Below are 21,717 nucleotides of genomic sequence, written 5' to 3'. Positions count from 1 at the left end.
GCGGCGGCAGGGAAACGAAAAACCGCCGACCAAAACGCGTCACATGACAAAACATGGTCCTTGACCTAGATCAAGGACCGTGCTCCCAAGCCGTGCAATTGTCCCCGCCAGGAGGCTTTTCATGATCGCACGGCTTCTTCCGGTGCTGCTCTCGCTGCTGCTCCTGGCTGCCCATGCCCTGCGCCGGGGCGAATGGGGGCTTACGGCCGCCTTCGTGCTGCTCGTCGCCCTGGCCTTTTCGCGCCGCTCCTTCGCGCGGCCGGTCCTGGCCGCGGCCCTGGCCTGGGGGCTTGTGCTCTGGGCCCAGACCACAAAGAACCTGCTGGCCTTTCGCATCATGGCCGGGATGCCATGGGAACGGCTTTTGTACATCATGGGCGGCGTGATGGCCCTGGCCGCGCTCGGCCTGACGCTCCTTTTGGCGGCACGCCGCCTGCGCGACTGGTTCGACAAAAGCCCCGAGCGCGCCTCGCCCCAGGCGGCCGCCTTCATCCTCACGGCCGCCCTGCTGGGCATAGCCCGCGCCAAATCGCCGCTGCCCGTGCTGCTCGCCAACCGCTTCTGGCCCGGCTCGGGCTGGCTCGAAATCTTCCTCCTCGCCCTGTACGCGGCCTGGGCCGCAGGCGCGCTCGGCGACCCAAAGAACGCCCGCCGCCTGCGCCCCATGCTCTGGGCCTTCTTCTCGGCCGTGTTCTTCGCCCAACTCGCCCTGGGACTCTCCGGAATCCAGGAGATGCTCATGACCGGCCGCCTTCACCTGCCCGTGCCCGCGCTCATCGTGGGCGGGCCGCTTTTTAGGGGCGAGGGTTTCTTCATGCCCATCCTCTTCGCGGTCTCGGTCCTGCTCGTGGGCCCGGCCTGGTGCTCATGGCTGTGCTACATCGGCGCCTGGGACGACCAAGCCTCGCGCCTGTCGCGCCGCCCGCCCGAAAGCTCCCCTGGCAAGCTCCTATGGTACGGCCGGGGGGCAGCCCTGGCCCTGACCGTGGGCGCGGCGCTCTCGCTTCGCGCCCTTGGCGTCTCTCCCGGCACGGCAGTGCTCGCGGCCGCGGCCTTCGGACTGGCCGGGGTCGGGATCATGCTCGCGGCCTCGCGCCGCCGGGGCTACATGGTCCACTGCGCCACGTATTGTCCCATGGGGCTCGTGGGCAATCTGCTCGGCCGCCTCTCGCCCTGGCGGCTGCGCATCGACAAGGGCTGCACGCAATGCGGGGTCTGCTCGCACGCCTGCCGCTACGGCGCGCTGACAATGCGCGACCTCGCGGCCGGACGGCCGGGCCTGTCCTGCACCCTGTGCGGCGATTGCCTGCCCGCCTGCCCCCACTCCCATACGGGCTACTTCTTTCCAGGCCTCTCACGGCAGGCGGCGAGGTCCGCGTTCCTGGTCATGGTCGTCTCGCTGCACGCTGTTTTTCTCGGAGTCGCCAGAATTTGACCCAGGTCAATGGACACCTCCCCGCAGGGTGCTATCGTCTAGGTGTACTCGAAACGAAAACACGGAGGACCACCATGAAGACCATCAATCTGTTCGAGCAAGGCGTTTTCAAGGACAAGGGCTTCGGCAAGCTCCTGGTCCACGATTCCCCCTACTTCCGCATCCTGAACTTCAACTTCGAGCCGGGCCAGGAACTGCCCGTGCACAACCACGACGTGGAAGGCCAGCTCTCCATCCTGGTCGTCGAGGGCGAGGGCGAGTTCCTGGGCGCGGACAACGCGGCCATCCCGGCCAAGACGGGCGACGTGCTTATCGCGGACATCGCCGAGCCCCACGGCATCCGGGCCACTACCCGCATGCGCGTGGTGGTGACCATCGCGCCGACGCTGTAGGCCGGACATGCGCGACGAAAACCCGCATCGCGACGATCAGGGCGCGAGGCCACGGGCCATGGGGTCCGTGGCCTTCAAGCCCAAGGACACGCTTGGCTTCATCACTCTTGAAGAGGTCGAGCGCCTGGCGAGGACCATGCGCACCCTGGACCTCGGGGAAGCCAAGCTCACGGCGGATCAACGCTTCCTGTTCCTGGGCCTTGGCGAGGAGCAGGCCCAGGCCGCGCGCGAGGCGCTTGGCGTCGTGGCCCCGCCCCGCTCCCTCTCGGTGCATGCCTGCCCCGGCAGCGCGGGCTGCAAAAACGGTCTGCGCGACACCATCTCCATCGCGCGACGTCTGCAAGCGCACCTTTCGGACTTGTCCTTTCCCGCCAAGGTCAAGATCGGCGTCTCGGGCTGCCCCCGCTGCTGCGCCGAGAGCATGGTCCGCGACCTGGGGCTGATCGGCCGCACGAACGGCTGGACGCTGGCTTTCGGAGGCAATGCGGGCATCGCGCCGCGCACCGCCGACGTGCTTGCTTCCGGCCTTTCGGATGACGACTCGCTTGACCTCTCGCGCCGCATTCTGCATATGTATCTTGAATCAGCGCCTGCCAAAACACGAACGGCCCGCTTCGTCGAGCGCGAGGGCATCGAAGTCCTGCGCGCGAAACTGGGCCTGCGGACATGATATGCTCCAAAACGCCGTGCCTCCCCTGCATACCACGCAGGCGGCCAGCGACTATTTCTCCACCCTGTGCCGCGGCACCGGGTGTCCGCGTTGCGGCCGCGAGGACGCCTACGTCCTGAAAAGCGGCCGTTTGCGCTGTCCGCAGTGCGGCTACACCTTCCATCGCTTCTCGCGCCGCTTCATCAACCGGGGCAGCCTGCCCCCGGAATACTGGCACGCCATCCTGCACTATTTCATCGGCGGCCTGCCGCCGCACGAGGCCGCATCCCGCCTCGCCCTGACCTATGCCACAGTCTTCAAGGCCTACGCCACCATCCGGCTGGCCATCGCCGCCACCTCCGGCGACGGCCACGCTCTTCTCGACGGCAAGGGCGAGCCGGTTCGCTTCTGCCCCGAAATCGAAAATGAGGACGAGGACCGTCCCCTATGCCTGACTTGCGCCTCGCCCGTCATGGGCATCCGCGAAAACGAGCGGGGCGTGCGCCTGAGTCTTTTCAACAAGCTCAACGCCCAAGGCGTCTTCGCCATGCCACTCAGGCTCAAAACCTGGCGCAGCCTAGTCTACACGGAGACCTTCCAGGAATTCGACGCCCTGATCTTCTGCTGCTGCCGCACCGCGCGGACCCTCTTCCAGGCGAAATTCACCCGCGACCCCCTGCGCCTGGACGCCACAGACTTCATGGCCTTCGCCGAGGCCTGGTTCAGTCAGTATCACTGTCTTTCGCCCGAGAACTCGTTCGCTTACCTCAAGGAGATCGAATTCCGGTTCAATCACCGCGACACGCCGCTGTATCCGCTTCTGGCCGAGGCGCTGTGTTCCCTGGTGCCAAAACGTATCGACTGATTTTTTTCTACCCCGGCCGGTAAGATTCCAGTAGCGTTCCATATGTGTGGAAAAACGCGTGATTCGAGGCGGATCACGCGGCTTGGCAATCAGGAAGCTGGACAAGGAGGTAGAGGCATGCGCATTCCCCCTATCGTCTCCCCACCCCCGGAGGTGCGGCCATGACGGAAAACCGTTCGAAGACCGGCCTCAAGATCGTCGTGCTCGGGCTGCTCCTCGGCGTCGTGCTGTACGGCGGGTTCGCGTTTTCCATGAAGTCCACGGATCAGGCGCAGTTCTGCGGCAACTGCCACACCATGTACGAATACGTGCGTACCCACCAGATGTCGGGTCATGCCAAGCAGGCCTGCAACGAATGCCACATCCCCGCCTCGGGCGTCGAACGCTACGTCTTCAAGGCCAAGAGCGGCGCGCACGATTCTTACGTGACCGCATTCGGCACCGTGCCCGACGTCATCCACGCCGGGTTGGACACCAAGGAAGTGGTCAACGACAACTGTAAGCGTTGTCACGACATCACGGTCCTCAACGTGGCCATGGACGTGAAGCCTTATTGCACCGACTGCCACCGCAGCGTGCCCCATATGAACAAACTCCCCATTTCCAAGAGGAGCGCCGCCAATGAGTAGGAAAAACTGTCTTCTGACCGCCGCCTTGTGCGCCCTCGCGGCCTTGTTCTTCGGCTGCGCGGAGATCCCCGAGCCCAAGGCGCCGAGCTACAAGACCGATCTGCCCGAAACAACGGTCACCAACAAACCTTTCGAGAAGCCCTTCCCGTTGCAGTACAAGACGTACCTGCGCAACGACGAAGACACGATCATGACCGAGTACAAGGGCTCGGTTCCCTTCCGAAAAAACGACGACGTCAATCAGCTTCCCAAGGGCTACAAGCACGCCCAGCCCTACCTGAAAAATCTGTGGATGGGCTATCCCTTCAGCTACGAATACAACGAAACGCGCGGCCACACCTACGCACTGACGGACGTCCTGGAGATCGACCGCATCAACCGCTACTCGGACAAGGCGGGCCTGCCTTCCACCTGCTACAACTGCAAGACCCCCAAGATGGTCGAATGGGTCGGGAAGTACGGCGACGACTTCTGGGCCATGGAGTTCCACGGCTTCCGTACCGAGTTGGACTTGAAGGACCACAGCATCGGCTGCGCCAACTGCCACGACCCCAAGACCATGGATCTGCGCATCACCTCGGTGCCGCTGAACGATTACCTGGCCAAGGAGGGCAAGGATCCCAAGACCCTCTCGCGCAACGAGATGCGTTCGCTGGTCTGCGCCCAGTGCCACGTGGAATACTACTTCACCGATCCCAAGCACGGCCCCGCGGCCAAACCTGTCTTCCCCTGGACGCGCGGTTTCGACTTCGAAGAAATGTACGAATATTACAAGGACTTTGGCTCCGTGACCGCGCCGGGCATGGAGGGCTGGTTCGCGGACTGGACGCACGCCGTGTCCAAGACGCCCATGCTCAAGGCCCAACACCCCGAATACGAGATGTTCATCGACGGCACGCATGGCGCGGCCGGCGTGTCCTGCGCCGACTGCCACATGTCCTACACCCGGCTGGACGGCAAGAAGAAGATATCCAATCACCACTGGACATCGCCGCTCAAGTCGCCCGAGGGCATCGCCGCGGCCTGCCGCACCTGCCACACGGACAAGTCTCCCGAGTACCTGAAGGATCGCGTCGTGACCACGCAGCGCCGGGTCTTCGACCAGCTCATCCTGGCTCAAGAGGTTTCCGTGAAGGCGCACGAGGCCATCCGCCAGGCCAGCGAATGGCAGGGCGAGAAGGCCGCCGACTTCGACGCTCTGATGGCCCAGGCGCGTGAGCGCTGCCGCAAGGGCCAGTGGCTGTGGGACATGGTCTCGGCTGAGAACAGTGTGGGCTTCCACAACCCGGCCAAGGCCCTGGAAGCCCTGGCCAACTCGCGCCGCTACAGCCAGGAGGCCGTGGACTACGCCATGCAGGCCACCATGTTCGGCATCGGCCCCACGCTCGCGGGCGACATCAAGCAGATCGTGCCGCCCATCCTGGAACACAGCCGCAAGCTGCAGCAAAGCGCCGAGCACTTGCAGTCGCACAAGTGGCTGAGCTACCTGCCCAAGTTCCCCGAGGCCGATCTGGTCTGGAACCTGAACAAGCGCGTGGAAGGCACCCCGGAGGCCAAGGAAGGACACTAGCAGAGAACTGACAAACTCCGGACCGTGCCGGACCTGAAGTTCGGCGGTTATAAAACCAAGGCCCCTTGCCGCACATTCGCGCGACAAGGGGCCTTGAATTTTTCCGTGCGGCCGTGCATCTGGAGCCGTTTCAAACGGTCTGCGAAACCAGATTTTTCAACAGCCTCTCAACCGCCTCAGGAGAGCGCGCAAAGGCGCGCGGGCAGATCGGCGGGGACGACCACCGGCCCGTGCGGAACGCGGTCCGTGGAAAAGCCGGACAGCAACTCATCGGGCATGGTGGGCCGCTCGCGCTGCAACAGTCCGGCCCTGGCCGCCAGCCAGCCGATCACCGCTCCAGGTGCGACGCCCATCTCGCGCAAAGCCGCTATCTCCAGGGAGCGATGGCGCTTGGCCAGGCGCTCGCCTTCGTGATCCACGAGCAGCGGCACATGCCAGAACTCGGGAACCTGCCCGCCGAGCAGGGAAAAGAGCATGGCCTGCGAGGGAGTGGAGTCGAGCAGATCCTCGCCCCGCACCACCTGGGTCACGCCCATGGCGATGTCGTCCACGACCACGGCGAGTTGGTAGGCCCACACGCCGTCGGAGCGGCGCACGGCCACGTCCCCGGCGCTGGCGGGCGAAAGGCACAGCCGCCCCCGCACAAGGTCCACGAACGTCACTTCGTCATTGGCGCAGCGCAGCCGCAAGGCGGGCGAGCGCCCCTTGGCCAGCCGGGCCGCGCACTCTTCCCTGGAGAGCCTGGCGCACAAGCCGGGATAGGCTGGCCCCGCCTCGCCCGCATGCGGAGCCGAGGCAAGGGAGCGCAACTCTTTGCGGGTGCAAAAACAGGGGTAGATCAGACCGCGTTCGCCGAGAGCGTCCACGGCCCGCTGGTACAGATGCGTGCGCTCGCTTTGCAGATAGGGCGCGTGCGGCCCCCCCTTGTCCGGGCCCTCGTCCCAGGTCAGGCCGAGCCATTCGAGGTCGCGGCGAAGTCCGTCGATGTACTCGGGACGGGAGCGCTGGGGATCGATGTCCTCGATGCGCAGAATCATGGAGCCGCCACGGCTCTTGGCCGCAAGCCAGGCCAGCAGTGAAGCCCAGGAGTTGCCCAGGTGCATGCGGCCCGTGGGACTTGGCGCGAATCGACCGCGCAAGATGGTGTGCGGTGTGGCCATACGTTCGGGAACAGGTGACGCGAACGCGCTTGGCTGTCAACCGCGTTCGGCGGCAGTTCGGTCGGCCGCCGGGGATTCCCCGGCGGCCGACAGGAAAAGGCGCTACTTATAGTAGACCTTGAGCTCGTTGGTATGGATACGAGGCTGACCCGGGGTAGGCTGGCCCGAGGTGATGATCACGTTCTCGCCGGGCTTGAAGAGCGAACTTTTCTGCACGAAGGACTGCGCCCGGTCCAGGTGGTTCTCGACGTTCATGTCCGCGAGCCTTGGCCGCACGCCCCAGAAGTAGTTCAGGTAGCGCTGCACCGGCTTGCTCGTGGTCAGGGCGTAGATGGGATGCGCCGGGCGCCGGCTGGAGAGCAAACGAGCCGTGGCGCCGCTCGTGGTGTGGGCCACCAGGGCTGCGCTCTCCGCGGTCTCGGCCAGGATGCAGGCGCTGTAGGCCATGTACTTTACCAAATTCTTCTCTTTTTTGGGGGCGTAAGGCCCTTGCACCCGCTCAAGAAAGTACTCCTCGGCGTTTTTGGCGATCTCGCGGATGTAGGCCGTGGCCTCCACGGGATAGCGCCCCACGGCGGTCTCCTCGGAGAGCATGACGCAATCCGCGCCGTCCATCACCGCCCCAGCCACGTCCGTGGCCTCGGCCCGGGTGGGCACGGGGTTGTTGACCATGGAGAGCATCATCTGGGTGGCCACGATACAGGCCTTCTGGGCATGGCGGCAGGCCCGGATGATCCGCTTCTGGATCACCGGCACCTCGGCCAGGGGACATTCGAGCCCCAGATCGCCGCGCGCCACCATCACCGCGTCGGCCGCTTCAAGAATGGACTCGATGTTGCGCACGGCGTTCTCGCGCTCGATCTTGGCCACCACGGGCGCCCACAGACCATGGCGCTTGATTTCCTCCTTGGCGTCCTCGACGTCCTGACGGGTCTGCACGAAGGAGATGGCAAAGGCGTCGATGCCGATGGCAAGCCCTTCATGCAGGTCGACCTTGTCCTTGTCCGTGAGCGCGGGCAGCGGATGCGACTTGCCGGGAAAAGTGATGCCCTTGTTGGAGGTCAGGATGCCTGAATTGTGCGCCCGCAAGAGGAAGCGGCGATCCTTCTCCAGCACTTTCTCCACGCTGAATTGCAGCATGCCGTCGGAAAGCGTCACCGGCATGCCCACGTCCAGCCCGTGCAGCACCTGCGGCAGGTCCACACCAATGGCCACGCAGCCCTCGGGCGAAGGCACGCGCCCCGTGAGGCCGAGTTCAACCAGGCAACTCTTCTCGATGGTGCGCGGCGATCCCTCGACCTCGCCGATGCGGATCTTGGGGCCGCACAGGTCGCCCATGATGGTCAGGGGAATGCCGAGTTCGTCCTCGACCTGACGGATCATCTGCACCACGGGGATGAACTTGTCCGCCGAGGCGTGGGAGAAGTTGAGCCGAAATATGCGCACGCCGTTCTCGGCCATGGCCTTCATGATCTTCGTGTCCGTGGATGCCGGGCCGAGCGTGGCCACGATCCTGGTCCGCATGACGTCCATCCCTCATCCTCCATGCTCTGCGTGAATCCATGCGGCCTTGGCCGCCACCTGTCGATCGCCTGGGGCTCGCGCGAGGAGACGGTTGCCCGATTTCCCTTGCGCGGTCGCCATCATCTGGTATTTTGAGCTACTGGTGAAGTCTTTTTTGGAGGCCCGCATGCCCATAAAAATACCGACCCTGTCTCCTCGTGAGCTCGCCTTTCGCCTGGAGAAGTCCCCCACCATGACGGTGGTGTGCGTTCTGACACCCGAGACGCATGCACGAAAACGGCTGCCCGGCAGCATCTGCGCCTGCATATACGAAGTCGTCTTCCCCCAAACGATGCGCCAAGCCGTGCTGGACAAGTCCCGCCCCGTGGTCGTGTACGGCGCGGGCGCATCGCGCGAGGCAGAGGTCGCGGCCGGTCGGCTCTCCGCCTTGGGCTACGCCGACGTCGCCATTCTGGCCGGGGGGCTCGATGCCTGGGAAGCGGCGGGGCTGCCACTGGAAGGAGAGGCCGCGAACGAACCGCTGGTGGATATCGCCGTGCTGCCGCCCGCGCCAGGGACCTACGTGCTGGATGCGGCCCAGTGTACCCTGGAATGGACCGGAACCAACAAAAACAACCGCCACCACGGGCTTGTTGAGATTCGCGGCGGCCGCATCCGCCTGGACGATACGGACGTGCTGGGCGAGATCCACATCGACGTCGGCTCGATCAGTAACCTGGACCTGACCGATCCCGAGTTGAACAAAACGCTCGTGACCCATCTCCTCTCCGAAGACTTTTTCGCCACAGCCAGATTCCCCACGGCCGTGATGACGATCACATCGGGCCAGTCTCTGCCCGGCGCGACGCCAGGCACCGCCAACCGCCTGGTGCAGGGGACGCTCAATCTGCGGGGCGTGCGCCTGCCCTTGGCCTTCCCGGCCACGGTCGAACGACTCGACGATGGCCGGCTTGCGGCCCAGGCCAGTTTCGAGTTGGACCGCACCCTGTGGGGCGCGGACTACGGCTCGGGAAAATTATACCGTTATCTTGGCTATCATCTCGTCCACGATCAGGTCGGCATTGCCGTGCGACTCGTGGCCGATCCGGAGGCACGCCCATGACCAGAAGAACACTCATTTCCTGCCTGTTCGTCCTTGCCTGCCTCTTCCCTGCAACGTTCACACGCGACGCCCAGGCTTACGACGTCTGGGGCTGGCTGCGCGCCCTGTCCGCCGACCACTCCACGCCCCTCGTCGAGGCGAGCAACGGCGGTCTGCGTGTGGACGTGGTGGTGGAAGGACTCGAAAGCCCCTGGGGCATGGTCTTCCTACCCGACGGCCGAATTCTGGTCACGGAGCGGCCAGGACGGCTGCGCGTCGTTGCAAACGGCGTGCTCCTGCCCGATCCCCTGCCCGGCGTTCCCGAGGTCAGCTACCGTGGACGCGCAGGCCAGGGAGGCCTTTTGGACATCGCCCTGCATCCGGGCTTCGCGCGCAACTCGCTGATCTACCTCGCCTACACCGTGGACACTCCAGAAGGCGAGATGACCTGCGTCTCGCGCCACGTCCTCGGCCCCAAAGGGCTTTCGCAAGCCGAGATCGTCTTCCCCGGGTTTCCTGGCGGCAAGAACAGCAAGCACTTCGGCAGCCGCATCGCCTTCGGCCGCGACGGCATGCTCTACGTCACCCTGGGAGAGCGCGGCGAAGGACGGCGAGCCCAGGACCTCATGGACCTCAATGGCAAGACCCTGCGATTGAAAGACGACGGCTCCATTCCGCAGGACAACCCTTTTGTCGGCGTGGAGAACGCCCGGCCCGAGATATTCACCTACGGCAACCGCAATTCCCAGGGCATGGCAGTGCATCCCGAAACCGGCATGATCGTGCAAACCGAGCACGGTCCGACCTGGAACGACGCGCCGGGTGGCGGCGACGAGGTGAACATCATCAAGCCCGGTCTCAACTACGGCTGGCCAGTAATCCACCATCGCCAGACCTCGCCGGGCATGATCCCGCCGCTGCTCGAATACACGCCCGCCATCGCCCCGGCAGGGGCCGCGTTCCTCACGGGCGACCTCTTTCCCGGCTGGCGGCACGACTTCTTCTTCGCCTGCCTGCGCGGCGAAAAACTCGTGCGCGTGAAGTTCGACGGCGAGACGCCCGTGGAGCAGGAGTTCCTGCTCGAAGGCAAGTTCGGACGGCTGCGCGACGTGTCCGGCGGCCCGGACGGCGCGCTGTACGTGCTCACGTCCTCCACGGACGCCTACGGACCGGGCCGCACGGGCGGCGACATGCTCCTGCGCCTGAGCCCGGCGGACAGATAGTGCGGTGCACGACGAAAAGCCTCCGCCCCAGGGTTGAGGAATACGCCGCGAGGACTTAGGATTCTGGTCGTTCGAAACTCCAACCCCGGAAGGAACATGGCCCGAATCCCCGACCCACTCGAACTGGCGCAAGCCCTCGTGCGCCTGGACACCTGCAATCCGCCCGGGCGCGAGGAGGAGGCGGCCGATCTGTGCGCGAATCTTCTCGAATCGGCCGGATTCACCGTCGCCCGCCATGCCTTCGCCCCTGGCCGCGTGAGCGTGGTGGCCGAGTTGGCAGCTCCGGACATGGAAAGCTGCCTGTGCCTCTCGGGCCATCTGGACACCGTGCCCATCGGCCCCGACACCTGGGCGAGGCCTCCCCTGTGCGGCGAGGTGGCGCACGGGCGGCTGTGGGGACGCGGTTCGGCCGACATGAAGTCGGGCGTGGCCGCGCTGGTCGTGGCGGCCTTGCGCGCGGCCACGCGCGGTCCGTTCGTAAAGGGGCTTCGCGTAGTTTTGAGCGCCGGAGAAGAAAACGGCCTGGAAGGTGCAAAATATCTAGAGAATTTGCCCGGAGTGCTGGGGGGGGCCAAGGCCGTGGTCGTCTGCGAGCCCACGGGTTGCGACCTGCTGCTCGGTCACAAGGGCGTGCTCTGGGTGACAGGGGAAGCGAAAGGTCGCGCGGCCCACGGCTCCATGCCCGAAAAGGGGGAAAACGCGCTCTACAAGGCCTGCGAGGCCGCGCTCAAGTTGCGCGGGACGTTCGACGGCCATCCGGGTCATGTCATCATGGGCAGGCCGAGCATCTCGGTCAACATCATGCACGCGGGGCACAAGGTCAACGTGGTGCCAGACCTGGCCGAGATCGAGATGGACGTGCGCATCGTGCCGGGCCAGGGCAGGGCCGCGGTCGTGTCGCAGCTTTCAAATCGCTGCCAGGGGCTTTGCGAGGTTACGCTTCGAGACGGCTACCCGCCCGTGTGGACCGAGCCGGACAATGCCTTCGCGCGGCTGGCAGCCGAGGTCGCGCGCGAGATCACGGGCCGCGACCATCCCCCTGCGGCGGCCACCTATTTCACGGACGGCTCGGTGCTGGCCAGGGCCTATCCCGGCGCGGGGGTGACGCTCTTCGGTCCGGGAGAGCCCGAGGCCTGTCACTCGACCGATGAGTCCTGCCCGGTGGACCAGATCGACACGGCCGCGCGCTTCTATGAGGCGCTTGCTTTACGCTATTTATCTTGAACGGCAGAGCGCGCAAAAGCGCCAGATGCAAGGCGCTAGGAAAATCCAGGCCCGACGCGTATCAGAGAATACGCGAGGGACTGGATTTTTCGCGGCAACGCCGCAGATGGTGTTTTTGCGCGCTCTGCGGAACAACGTGCGTCAGCAACTTGAGCGGCCGGGAGAGGTTCCCCCTCCCGGCCGCTGATTTTTTTGTTGTCAGCCCCTTATTCCCAGGAAATGCACTGGGCGGGACAGGTATCGATGGCCTCCTGGATTTCGTCCTCGGAGTTGCCGTCGGGGTTGGTCACATAGGCCTTGCCCACGGACTCGTTGAAGGCGAAGGTGTTCGGAGCCAGTTCCACGCAGGTTTCGCAGCCAATGCAGGCGTCCTCGTCAATCACGACATTCTTGCCCATGGTCTTCCTCCGTTTTGTGCCGCCGCAAGGCGGACGTGGGTTGTGCACTGGTTCTCTTCCACCAGATGCAAAAAGCACGTTCATGTCCTTTTTGCAACAGGGGTGAGACAAAAACACCTTTCCCTGTCAAACGCTAGCCAAGCCTCGACCCGCCCTTCGGCGGGCAGGTCTGACCGAGGCGAAGCCGTTTTCAGAGCATGGACTCCACCATATCACCATTTCTGGTGATGACAATATCCTTGAGCGGCACCCTCGACCCGGTTTCCTCGGCTGCGCGGTGCACGAGATGTGACAGCCCGGTGCAGCAGGGAACCTCCATACGCAGCACGGTGACGCTGGCCACGCCCGACTGGGTGAGGATGGCTTTGAACTTGGCCAGGTATTCCTGCGCGTCGTCGAATTTGGGGCAGCCGATCATGACGACCTTGCCCGCCAGCACATTGGGGTTGAACCCGGCCAGGGCCACGGGCGCGCAATCGGCGGCCACGATCAGGTCCGCGCCGCGCAGGAAGGGCGCATGCGGAGGAACGAGCTTGATCTTGACCGGCCAGTGCGAGAGCGTCGATTCAGGCTTCGCGGCCTTCTCTTCGGGCTCGCCGAAATCCCCGAAGCAGGCGCAGGGACTCGTGGGTTTGGCCTTTTTCGCGGGCTCGCGCTTCATCTCGATCATGGCCGAGCCGGGACAACCGCAGCCAAGCGTCACGGGTCTGGCCCTGGCGGCTTCTTCCTCGGCCTTCATGCGGGCGACGTGGGCATGGGCGGCGGCCTCGTCGAACTCCTCGGCCTCGCGCTCGATGATCGTCAGGGCGTCGCGCGGGCACGCGCCCAGGCACGCGCCCAGGCCGTCGCAGTAAAGATCCTTCACAATGCGGGCTTTGCCATCCACGATGGCCAACGCGCCTTCGGCGCAGGATGGGATGCAGGCTCCGCAGCCGTCGCACTTCTCTTCGTCGATTTCCACGATCTTGCGGACTATGTTGGTGATGGTCATGATTTGTTTCTCCCTTGCTTGTTCGTTCATCGTACAGCCTTCTTCTAGGCCCGCAAGCGGGAAAGACCATTGATCCAAGTCAATTCGGCGATTTTTTTCACGTTCATCCTGTTTTTTTCATTCATGGCGAGGCGTCACAGGTGGGAAGACACTGCGCTCTCAGAGCAACGCCGTAGACGGCGCCCTTTCAACTTCCCAGAGCATTCAAAGGGTGTCGGATGCAAGGCGCGAGAGAACGCCGGGGCCGACGCGTATAATGATATACGCGAGGGTCCGGCGTTCTCGAAGCAACGCCGCAGACGACGCCCTTTCAACGCTCTGGGCGGGGCTCTCTCTTCGTTTTCGGAAGAGAGAGCCCCGCCCGCGTGCAAGGAAGGCTGGAGAGGGTCTTTTAGCCGAGGATGGCCTTCAGATCTTGGTCGGGAGTGGTGATCGGCATGATGTTGTAGTTCTGCACCAGGACGTTCAGCACGTTGGGCGTCAGGAACGCCGGCAGCGAAGGTCCGATGCGGATGTTCTTGATGCCGAGGTACAGAAGCGTCAGCAGGATGGCCACAGCCTTTTGCTCATACCAGGAGAGGATGAGCGACAGAGGCAGGTCGTTGACCCCGCAATCAAAAGCCTTGGACAGGGCCACGGCAATCTGGATGGCAGAGTAGGCGTCGTTGCACTGGCCCACGTCGAGCAGGCGCGGAATGCCGCCGATGTCGCCGAGCTGCTTGTCGAAGAAACGGAACTTGCCGCAAGCCAGGGTCAGGATCACGGTGTCTTTGGGGGCCTTCTCGACGAACTCGGTGTAGTAGTTTCGGCCCGGCTTGGCGCCGTCGCAGCCGCCCACGAGGAAGAAGTGCTTGATCGCGCCCCCCTTGACCGCTTCGATGACCTTGTCGGCCACGGACATGACCGTGTTGCGGCCGAAGCCGACCAAAACCGAGCCCTTGTCCGTGTCGGCCGGATAGCCGGGCATGGCCAGGGCCTTCTCGATGACGGGCGAGAAGTCCTTGCTGCCGTCGGCCTTCTCGGCGATGTGCTGCGCGCCCGGCCAGGCCACCAGGCCGGTGGTGAAGATGTTGTCCATGTACTCATTGCGCGGACGCTGCAGACAGTTGGTGGTCATCAGGATCGCGCCGGGGAACTCTCCGAATTCCTTCTGCTGGTTCTGCCAGGCCGTGCCGAAATGGCCGAAGAAATGGGGGTGCTTCTTCAGTTCGGGGTAGCCGTGGGTGGGGATCATCTCACCGTGGGTGTAGATGTTGATGCCCTTTCCCACAGTCTGCTCCAGGAGCATCTGCAAATCCTTCAGGTCGTGGCCCGAGATCACGATGGCCTTGCCCGCCTTGGCCCCAAGAGGCACGGAGGTGGGCACGGGATGGCCGTAGGTGCCGGTGTTGCCGGCGTCGAGCAGTTCCATGGCGCGCAGATTGATGCGGCCGCATTCGAGGACCATTCCGACCCATTTGTCCAGGGGCAGATCCAGGCGCTCGGTGGCGGCCAGGGCCTCTTGCAGGAACTTGTAGACCTCGTCGTCCTCCTGGCCGAGGATGGCGGCGTGGTCGGCATAGGCGCTCACGCCTTTCAGGCCGTAGATCAGGGTCTGCTTAAGGGACTTGATGTCCGCGTTCAGCTCGGGGTCTTTCTCGATACCGTGCTCCTCGCCCTGGGCGATCATGCCCGCTTGGTCGGCGGCCGGAGCGAGGGTGGCCGGTCCCCGGGGAACGCTTCCGCCCGCAGCCTTGACCTTGGCGGCCAGGGCGTCGCGCCGCGAGACCGTCTCGCGGATCAGTTCGATCAGGCGCGCGCCGTCGAAATCGACGTTGGTCAGGGTGGAGAAGATGGCCCTGGCCATGAAGTGGCCGAGCGAGGCGTCGTAAACGCCCTTTTCGCGGGCGGCTAGGGCCACCTGGGCCAGGCCTTTCTGGAAGTAGACGAGAAGATCCTGAAGAGCGGCGACGTCGGGTTGCTTGCCGCACACGCCAACCTTGGTGCATCCGGTTCCCGCCGCGGTCTGTTCACACTGGTAGCAAAACATGGCTTTCTCCTTGTTAGGTAGGTTTGTGCCGTCTGGTGAGCCCAATGTGGCGAAGTCCTCCCATTCAAGCCTTGACTTAGATCAAACAGCCTGCTCTTTCAAAAAAAATTTCAGAGGCTACGAAATGACACCGGACATCATCCGCTCCATATCCTTTTTCAACGGCCTGCCCGATGGCCAGGCCCAGTCCCTTGCCCGCATCGCCAATACCAAAAAAGCCGAGCGCGGCGCGGAGATCATCCGCGAGGGCGACGAGGCCGCCGGGCTTTACGGCATCGTCGAGGGCAAGGTGAAGGTCTTCAAACTCTCGCCCCTGGGCAAGGAGCAGATACTGCACATTCTCGGACCCGGAGAACTTTTCGCCGAGGTGCCGGTCTTCGCGGGCGGTGCGTACCCAGCCAGCGCCATGGCCATGGAGGACTCGCGCCTGGTTTTCATCCCGCGCAGGGCCTTTCGCGACCTGGTGGCGGGCGATCCGGATCTGGCGCTGAACATGCTGGCCATCCTTTCCATCCGCCTCAAGGGTTTCGCACGTACCATCGAGGCGCTGTCGCTGAAGGAAGTGCCCGAACGACTAGCCGCGCATCTTCTGCTCCTGCACGCGGACCAGGGCCGTGCGCGACTTCGCCTGGACCTGCCCAAAGGACAGTTGGCGAGCCTTCTGGGCACCATCCCCGAGACGCTCTCGCGTGTGCTCAAGAAGATGACCGAGGCGGGCTACATCGACGTGGAGGGCAACGAGATATCGATCCACGACGAGGACAGATTGCAGGCCCTGGCCGAAGGGCGGGAGCGGCTGTAGCCCACCTTGCCTTCGATCCGCCGAGCGGGTATGTCGGCTCTTTCCCGATGGCCAAGGAGAATCCATGACCGAGCGCGACGCCACGCAGGCCTTTCTCGACACACTCCCGGAGGTGCGCCCGGGCGAGCGTTTCCGCTTCGCCTGCCATCCGGACGTGGCCTGTTTCAACGCCTGCTGCGGCGACCTGACCCTGATGCTCACGCCCTACGACGTGCTCAGGCTCAGGCGCGGCCTGTCGCAAAGCAGCCGCGACTTCATCGCCGCCCACGCCGAGATCGGCACCGCGCCGGACACCGGCTTTCCGGTGCTGCGCCTGCGCATGCTCGACGCCCCCGGCCGCCCCTGCCCGTTCGTGCGCCAAAACGGCTGCTCGGTCTACGAGAACCGACCCGGCGCCTGCCGCACCTATCCCATCGGCCGCGCCTCCCGCCTGACCGGAGACGGCGGTATAGCGGAGCAGTTCTTTCTGGTGCGCGAGCCGCATTGCAAGGGTTTTGCCGAGGACAAGGAATGGGACACCCCGGCCTGGCTCTCCGACCAGGGGCTTATCGCCTATAACGAGCGCAACGACCGCTACGTGCGGTTGCTCGCCAGGCAGAAAAAAACCGGCGACGCCATCGACGCGCGGAAGGCCACCATGGTTCTGATGGCGCTTTTCCAGGTGGACAATTTCCAGCGCTTCGCAGCCGACATGAAGTTGTTTGCGAGACTCGAATGCGATGCCCCCCGTCAGGAAACGGTCTTCGCCGACGAAGAGGCCGCGCTCGATTTCGCCATGGACTGGGTGGAACTGGTCCTGTTCGGCGACTGTCCGACACTTCGCAAACGGGACTGACGCCTTCCCGGACGACACACGAGGAGGAATAGCCATGCCCCGCATCCCGCACACCATCAACATCGCCATGCGGCTCGCCGTCCTGGCGTGCCTCGCCTTGAGCCTTTCAGCCTGCGGCATCGCCTCGCGCGGCGGACCATTGTGGTCGCCCGATGACCACAACCTGACCCTCGAACAGGGTGAGACGACCGCCATCAGCATCCCGGCGGGCGACTACCTCTCGCTGACGGTCATCCTCACGGCCGACACCCCGGTATCGGATGAGCCCGAATACAATCCGCGCTTCATGCACTTCGCCGGCTTCCGCTTTCTGCCCCCCTCAGGCTACGAGAAAAGCAAGGGCCAAAGCGGCAGGTTCGTGTATTCCTTCGTCTGCCTCGACGCGGGCGAAGCCGTGGTGGAAATACGGCGCATGGGCCCGGACAAGCGCCCCACGGACGAGGTCTACGCCTCCCTGACAGTGACGATCACCGAATAATTCGGCGAGAGCCGCCCTGCCATTCCGCCAGCAAAAGGCCGGGGCCGTGCGGTTGCGCGGCCCCGGCCTTTTGCTGGTCAACACCTCAAAAAAACCTTCGCCCGGCCGACCGGGCGGCCGGGCGAAGGAACTGCGATGCGCCAACAGATGACGCATGACAGGAGGGGGTACTTGCTGTCTACCCCAGGTCCATGGAAAACGCCAGCGGAAAACGCATTTTTTCAGGTTCGCAAGCAAAAAATGTGGAAAGTCTGTGAAAAGCGGGGCACGCCCGCCAGACCAGACTGTGCAAAAAGGCAGAGCCGTCGCCCATGCGCCTCCCCCCGATGCGCATGGGCGACGGCCCGCGTCTCGTGATCAAATTTTACGCCCCAGGATCGGCCATCCCCCTCGCCATCATGCGTCGAACGGTTCGTCCTGTCCGAATCCCTTCGCCTCGCGCCGGTTCGAATGGCGCTTCATGCTACGTGCGGCCGTCCTGGTGGCGTATGGCATGCGTCCTGTGGCAGACAACCCCGCCGCAGACGCGTAATCCCTTATGATGCGTCCTTGCCGAGCGCATGGCGCACGAAGCGCTCAAGCGCCATGGACTCCGCTTCCCCCACGAAGCGATCCCGCTCCCTGCCCCCCCAGAACAGCAGGAAGGTCGGCGTGCCGTGAAGTCCCAGCCTTCCCCTCATGCCAGGCAGTTCCTCTTCGTCCACGGCGTAGACCTGAAGGCTCGGACCGAAGCGCCTGGCGACATCGCCGACCGCGTCGAGTTGCGCCTTGGCTTGCGCCTTGCTCCCCAGACAGGCGACCAGGACCGGGGTCGCCTGTCCGAGGGAGCGTGCGCCGATGTCCAATCCCCTCAGTACATCGGGCATGAAACGTTCCCCCTCTCATCCAGGCAATGAGCAAGGCCCGTACCAATGCGCGAAGGACGCCCGTCGGCGAATACAAATCCTTTTATTACAAATGTTTATAAAGATTTCGGCGAATAGCCGACCTGCGCTGGAGAATGTGCCATAAGCCACATTTGGCACATATGACACATGTATCATGACACATTGCGGCACATGTGGGCGCTACGAAGCACTGATTCCCAGATCGTCGAGTTTGCGGTAGAGCGTGCGGCGGGACATGCCGAGCAGACGCGCCGCCTTTGCCTTGTTACCGCTGCAGCGCGAGAGCGCGTCGAGCACTTCGTCCCTGGTCAGATCACGCGGCCGTGTGTTCCGGGGAACCGAGGACAAACTTTGCGCCGAGGATTCAGGCGCCCCGTCGGCCAAGGGACGGGCACGGCCACGGAGAGAGAAGTCGATCAGTTCGGAGGGCAGGTCGCGCACCGAAATGCGTTCCCCCCGGCATAACAGGCAGGCATGCTCCATGGCGTGCTTGAGCTCGCGCACGTTGCCGGGCCAGTCGTAGCGCATGAAGACCGCCAGAGCGTCGGCTTCAAGGCCCGTTACGTTCTTGCCGAAGGCTTGGCAGAAATGGCGCAGGAAGTGATCCGTGAGCAACGGAATGTCCTCTTTGCGGTCGCGCAGCGCGGGCAGCCGTACGGCCACCACCTTCAGGCGGTAGTACAGATCCTCTCGGAACAGGCCCTGCCGGACCTTCTCCAAGAGATCCACGTTGGTCGCGGCGACTACGCGCACGTCCGCGCGGTAGGTGCGGTTGTCGCCAACGCGCTCGAACTCCTTGCGCTCCAGGCCGCGCAGGAGCTTGAGCTGGATGCGCGGCGATATGTCACCGATCTCGTCGAGGAATATCGTTCCCCCCTCGGCCGCCTGGAAACGCCCCACCGAATCCTGCACCGCGCCGGTGAAGGCGCCCTTGACGTGGCCGAACAGCTCGCTCTCTAAAAGGTTCTCGGAAAGCGCCGAACAGTTGACCTTTACCAGCGGCCCCTTGGCGCGCGGGCCGCCGAAATGCAGGGCGTCCACCACCAGTTCCTTGCCTGTGCCGGATTCGCCGAGCACCAGCACAGTGGTGTCCACGGCCGCAAGCTGCTCCAGAAGCTCGTAGATCGCGAGCATGCCTGGGCTCTTGCCGATGATGTTCTGATGGCGGTGGCGTTCGGAGAGTTTGCGTTCCAGATCGACCAGGCGGGTAATGTCGCGCACCACAAGAACGGTCCCGGAAAACGCGCCGTGATGGTCCAAAAGTGGTGAGGAGTTGGCGACCAGCACACGAGCGAGCCCCTCCTGCCGAAAATCGATGCGAAACTCGCGCACCCCTTGGCGGGTGCGGATGGTCTGGTCCACGACTTCGCGTAGCGCCGCGCGCCAGGGCTCGTCGCCGCTCGCGAGCGAGCAGCCCGGCTCGGCCGCGCCCACGCCGAGGATCGTTCCGGCCGCCTTGTTCGCCCGCACGACCGAGAAATTCTGGTCGATGGTCAGGATGCCGTCCGGGATGCTCTGAAAGACCGCTTCGAGATTGAGGCGCAGGCTCTCTTTTTCCGAACTGACCTGCAAGAGCGCCTCTTCGGCGATCTTGCGCGTGGTGATGTCGCGGCCCACGGCCTGATAGGCGCGCGCCTCTCCACCAGCGCCGAAGAATGCCCGGATGTTCCACTGGAACCAGCGGATGCGGCCGTCGCGGTCGATGACGCGGTGTTCGAAACTCCCGGTGGGAGAGCGCTCGTTCAGGCTCGCCAGGGAGGCGCGGATGCGCAGGCGTTCCTGCTCCGGAGCGAGGTCGAAGAAATTGGCGGGCCGCGTCTCGCCCTCGGCGAAGGTTTGTATGAACGCCTGGTTGACGAAGCAAAAAAGCCCGCGCGTCTCGAAACGACAGATAGGCTCACTTTGCCCCTCGACGATCTCCCGGTAGGAGTCGCCGCAGCGTACCGCGTTGACATCCGGCTTCTCGGCCACGAACAACCTCTTTACGGCCCGCCCCCCATGCCCCGCGCCGCTTCCCTGCTACCCCAAGGAGCGCGGCGGCGCAAGCAGGGGCGAGGGCGAGCGAACTTCTCTGCATGGACTTCGAGGCGAATATCGTTTAGAGAAATTGATTCGCACCGTCTGGGCCAAGATCGGGAAGCCTTGTCCCACAAGGCCTGGCACACGGCGAACAATCCGGACACACGACGAGGTTTTCTTACATATGGAGCAGAAAAAGGCCATCCTTACCATCGACGGCAAGACCATCGAACTGCCCCTCATCGAAGGCTCGGAAGGCGAACGCGCCCTGGACATCAGCAAGCTGCGCCAGGAAACAGGGCTCATCACCTTCGACCCCGGTTACGCCAACACCGGCTCTTGCAAGAGCGAAATCACCTTCGTGGACGGCGAGAACGGCATCCTGCGCTATCGCGGGTATCCGATCGAGGAACTGGCCGAGCACAGCTCCTTCATCGAAACGGCCATGCTGCTCATCTTCGGTCACTTGCCGAGCCAGACCGAGCGAGCGGCCTTCCGCGAAATGCTCTCCTCGCAAGAACTGCTGCATGAAGACCTGCTGCACCATTTCGAGGGCTTCCCGCCATACGGCCAGCCCATGTCCATCCTTTCGGCGGTCATCAACTCCTTCGCCAGCTACCACCCGGACTTGCTCGACATCCAGACCGAGGAAGAGTTCCGGCTGGCCGTGGCCAAGATCATCTCCAAGGTGCGCACCATCTCGGCCTTCGCCTACCGCAAATCGCTCGGCAGGCCGTTCATGTATCCCGACCCCAACCGCAGCTACTGCTCCAACTTTCTGCACATGATGTTCTCCGTGCCCTACAAGGAGTTCGAGCCCACGCGCGCCCAGATCAAGGCTCTCTCGCTGGTGCTCATCGTGCACGCCGACCACGAGCAGAACTGCTCCTGCTCCACGGTGCGCATGGTCGGCTCCTCGCAGGCCAACCTCTTCGCCTCCATCGCGGCAGGCATCTGCGCCCTGTGGGGCCGCCTGCACGGCGGGGCCAACGCAGCGGTCATCGAGATGCTGGAGAACATCAGCGCGGGCCGCATGACCGTGAAAGACTACCTGGAAAAGGTGAAGCGTCGCGAGATGCGGCTCATGGGCTTTGGCCACCGCGTCTACAAAAGCTTCGACCCACGCGCCAAGATCCTCAAGAAGGCGGCGCACAAGCTTTTGCACGACCAGGACATGACCGGCGACCCGCTCATCGAGATCGCCCAGGAATTGGAAGCGGCCGCCCTGTCCGACGATTTCTTCATCGAGCGCAAGCTCTACCCCAACGTGGACTTCTACTCGGGCATCATCCTGCGTACCTTGGGGATTCCCGTGAACATGTTCCCGGTCATGTTCGCCATTGGCCGCATGCCCGGCTGGATCGCCCACTGGTACGAGGAATCACGGTCCGGCCAGAAGATCCATCGGCCGCGTCAGGTCTACATGGGCCCACCAAAACGACGCTACGTACCCATCGAGGAACGATAAGGCGACCGGACAGTTCCAGAACGCCTTCTGCCACGCTGCCGCGAAAACGCCAAACCCT

At 64.0% G+C, this 21,717-nt stretch carries 20 protein-coding genes; 13 read left to right on the top strand and 7 right to left on the bottom strand.

Features of this window, described 5'->3' with window-relative positions:
• Positions 1 to 121: 121 nt before the first annotated feature.
• From DSAT_RS12705 to DSAT_RS12680, 6 genes are all read left to right on the top strand, one after another.
• Complete coding sequence (locus DSAT_RS12705; protein WP_020887933.1) at positions 122 to 1,435, top strand: 4Fe-4S binding protein; 1,314 nt, start codon at positions 122 to 124, stop codon at positions 1,433 to 1,435.
• 74 nt (positions 1,436 to 1,509) lie between these two features.
• The gene (locus tag DSAT_RS12700) at positions 1,510 to 1,827 is read left to right on the top strand and encodes a cupin domain-containing protein (protein ID WP_020887932.1); all 318 of its coding nucleotides are present in this window, start codon (positions 1,510 to 1,512) and stop codon (positions 1,825 to 1,827) included.
• A gap of 7 nt (positions 1,828 to 1,834) precedes the next feature.
• Entirely contained in the window at positions 1,835 to 2,497 is a 663-nt protein-coding gene (locus tag DSAT_RS12695) for a nitrite/sulfite reductase domain-containing protein (protein ID WP_040371261.1), read from the top strand.
• A gap of 1 nt (position 2,498) precedes the next feature.
• A complete protein-coding gene (locus DSAT_RS12690; RefSeq protein WP_020887930.1) occupies positions 2,499 to 3,341 on the top strand; it encodes a transposase in 843 nt (280 codons plus the stop codon).
• Between the two features lie 161 nt (positions 3,342 to 3,502).
• Positions 3,503 to 3,970: a NapC/NirT family cytochrome c gene (locus DSAT_RS12685; RefSeq protein ID WP_020887929.1), complete on the top strand. Its 468-nt coding sequence runs from the start codon at positions 3,503 to 3,505 to the stop codon at positions 3,968 to 3,970.
• Positions 3,963 to 5,540 carry an ammonia-forming cytochrome c nitrite reductase subunit c552 gene (locus DSAT_RS12680; RefSeq protein WP_020887928.1) on the top strand — a complete coding sequence of 526 codons (1,578 nt, stop codon included), beginning with the start codon at positions 3,963 to 3,965 and terminating at the stop codon, positions 5,538 to 5,540. The genes DSAT_RS12685 and DSAT_RS12680 overlap by 8 nt, the downstream gene beginning before the upstream one ends.
• A 176-nt stretch (positions 5,541 to 5,716) precedes the next feature.
• On the opposite strand, the gene gluQRS is transcribed toward DSAT_RS12680, so the two are convergent.
• Entirely contained in the window at positions 5,717 to 6,700 is a 984-nt protein-coding gene (gene gluQRS / locus DSAT_RS12675; RefSeq protein WP_040371259.1) for a tRNA glutamyl-Q(34) synthetase GluQRS, read from the bottom strand.
• 102 nt (positions 6,701 to 6,802) lie between these two features.
• Complete coding sequence (pyk, locus tag DSAT_RS12670) at positions 6,803 to 8,224, bottom strand: pyruvate kinase (RefSeq protein WP_040371295.1); 1,422 nt, start codon at positions 8,222 to 8,224, stop codon at positions 6,803 to 6,805.
• A 166-nt stretch (positions 8,225 to 8,390) separates the two neighbouring features.
• Here pyk and DSAT_RS12665 point away from each other — a divergent pair, with 166 nt between their 5' ends.
• The 3 genes from DSAT_RS12665 (at position 8,391) to DSAT_RS12655 (ending at position 11,752) form a co-directional block, all read left to right on the top strand.
• Positions 8,391 to 9,326 (top strand): YceI family protein, encoded by a 936-nt coding sequence (locus DSAT_RS12665; protein ID WP_020887925.1) that lies wholly within the window; start codon positions 8,391 to 8,393, stop codon positions 9,324 to 9,326.
• The gene (locus DSAT_RS12660) at positions 9,323 to 10,528 is read left to right on the top strand and encodes a PQQ-dependent sugar dehydrogenase (RefSeq protein WP_020887924.1); all 1,206 of its coding nucleotides are present in this window, start codon (positions 9,323 to 9,325) and stop codon (positions 10,526 to 10,528) included. The genes DSAT_RS12665 and DSAT_RS12660 overlap by 4 nt, the downstream gene beginning before the upstream one ends.
• Positions 10,529 to 10,624: 96 nt before the next feature.
• Positions 10,625 to 11,752 (top strand): M20 family metallopeptidase, encoded by a 1,128-nt coding sequence (locus DSAT_RS12655; RefSeq protein ID WP_020887923.1) that lies wholly within the window; start codon positions 10,625 to 10,627, stop codon positions 11,750 to 11,752.
• A 206-nt stretch (positions 11,753 to 11,958) separates the two neighbouring features.
• Here DSAT_RS12655 and DSAT_RS12650 read toward each other — a convergent pair whose 3' ends face one another.
• From DSAT_RS12650 to hcp, 3 genes are all read right to left on the bottom strand, one after another.
• Entirely contained in the window at positions 11,959 to 12,150 is a 192-nt protein-coding gene (locus DSAT_RS12650; protein WP_020887922.1) for a ferredoxin, read from the bottom strand.
• 190 nt (positions 12,151 to 12,340) lie between these two features.
• Complete coding sequence (locus DSAT_RS12645; protein WP_020887921.1) at positions 12,341 to 13,141, bottom strand: ATP-binding protein; 801 nt, start codon at positions 13,139 to 13,141, stop codon at positions 12,341 to 12,343.
• A 391-nt stretch (positions 13,142 to 13,532) separates the two neighbouring features.
• Positions 13,533 to 15,170 (bottom strand): hydroxylamine reductase, encoded by a 1,638-nt coding sequence (gene hcp / locus DSAT_RS12640; RefSeq protein WP_020887920.1) that lies wholly within the window; start codon positions 15,168 to 15,170, stop codon positions 13,533 to 13,535.
• Between the two features lie 124 nt (positions 15,171 to 15,294).
• On the opposite strand from hcp, the gene DSAT_RS12635 reads away from it, so the two are divergent.
• From DSAT_RS12635 to DSAT_RS12625, 3 genes are all read left to right on the top strand, one after another.
• The gene (locus DSAT_RS12635; RefSeq protein WP_020887919.1) at positions 15,295 to 15,972 is read left to right on the top strand and encodes a Crp/Fnr family transcriptional regulator; all 678 of its coding nucleotides are present in this window, start codon (positions 15,295 to 15,297) and stop codon (positions 15,970 to 15,972) included.
• 64 nt (positions 15,973 to 16,036) lie between these two features.
• Positions 16,037 to 16,807 (top strand): YkgJ family cysteine cluster protein, encoded by a 771-nt coding sequence (locus DSAT_RS12630; RefSeq protein ID WP_020887918.1) that lies wholly within the window; start codon positions 16,037 to 16,039, stop codon positions 16,805 to 16,807.
• A 34-nt stretch (positions 16,808 to 16,841) separates the two neighbouring features.
• Entirely contained in the window at positions 16,842 to 17,285 is a 444-nt protein-coding gene (locus DSAT_RS12625; RefSeq protein WP_020887917.1) for a hypothetical protein, read from the top strand.
• Between the two features lie 536 nt (positions 17,286 to 17,821).
• Here DSAT_RS12625 and DSAT_RS12620 read toward each other — a convergent pair.
• Positions 17,822 to 18,151: a thioredoxin family protein gene (locus tag DSAT_RS12620; protein ID WP_020887916.1), complete on the bottom strand. Its 330-nt coding sequence runs from the start codon at positions 18,149 to 18,151 to the stop codon at positions 17,822 to 17,824.
• A gap of 201 nt (positions 18,152 to 18,352) precedes the next feature.
• Positions 18,353 to 20,143, bottom strand: coding sequence for a sigma-54-dependent Fis family transcriptional regulator (locus DSAT_RS12615; RefSeq protein WP_020887915.1), 1,791 nt, complete (start codon positions 20,141 to 20,143; stop codon positions 18,353 to 18,355).
• Between the two features lie 232 nt (positions 20,144 to 20,375).
• Between DSAT_RS12615 and DSAT_RS12610 the strand changes: the two genes are divergently transcribed.
• On the top strand, positions 20,376 to 21,659 hold the full coding sequence (locus DSAT_RS12610) for a citrate synthase (protein WP_020887914.1): 1,284 nt from the start codon (positions 20,376 to 20,378) through the stop codon (positions 21,657 to 21,659).
• Positions 21,660 to 21,717: the final 58 nt, after the last annotated feature.

The organism is Alkalidesulfovibrio alkalitolerans DSM 16529, assembly GCF_000422245.1.
In the GTDB taxonomy this organism is placed as follows: domain Bacteria; phylum Desulfobacterota; class Desulfovibrionia; order Desulfovibrionales; family Desulfovibrionaceae; genus Alkalidesulfovibrio; species Alkalidesulfovibrio alkalitolerans.
The sequence above is the reverse complement of the archived record's forward strand: the minus strand, read 5'-3'. Positions and strand labels throughout refer to the sequence as shown.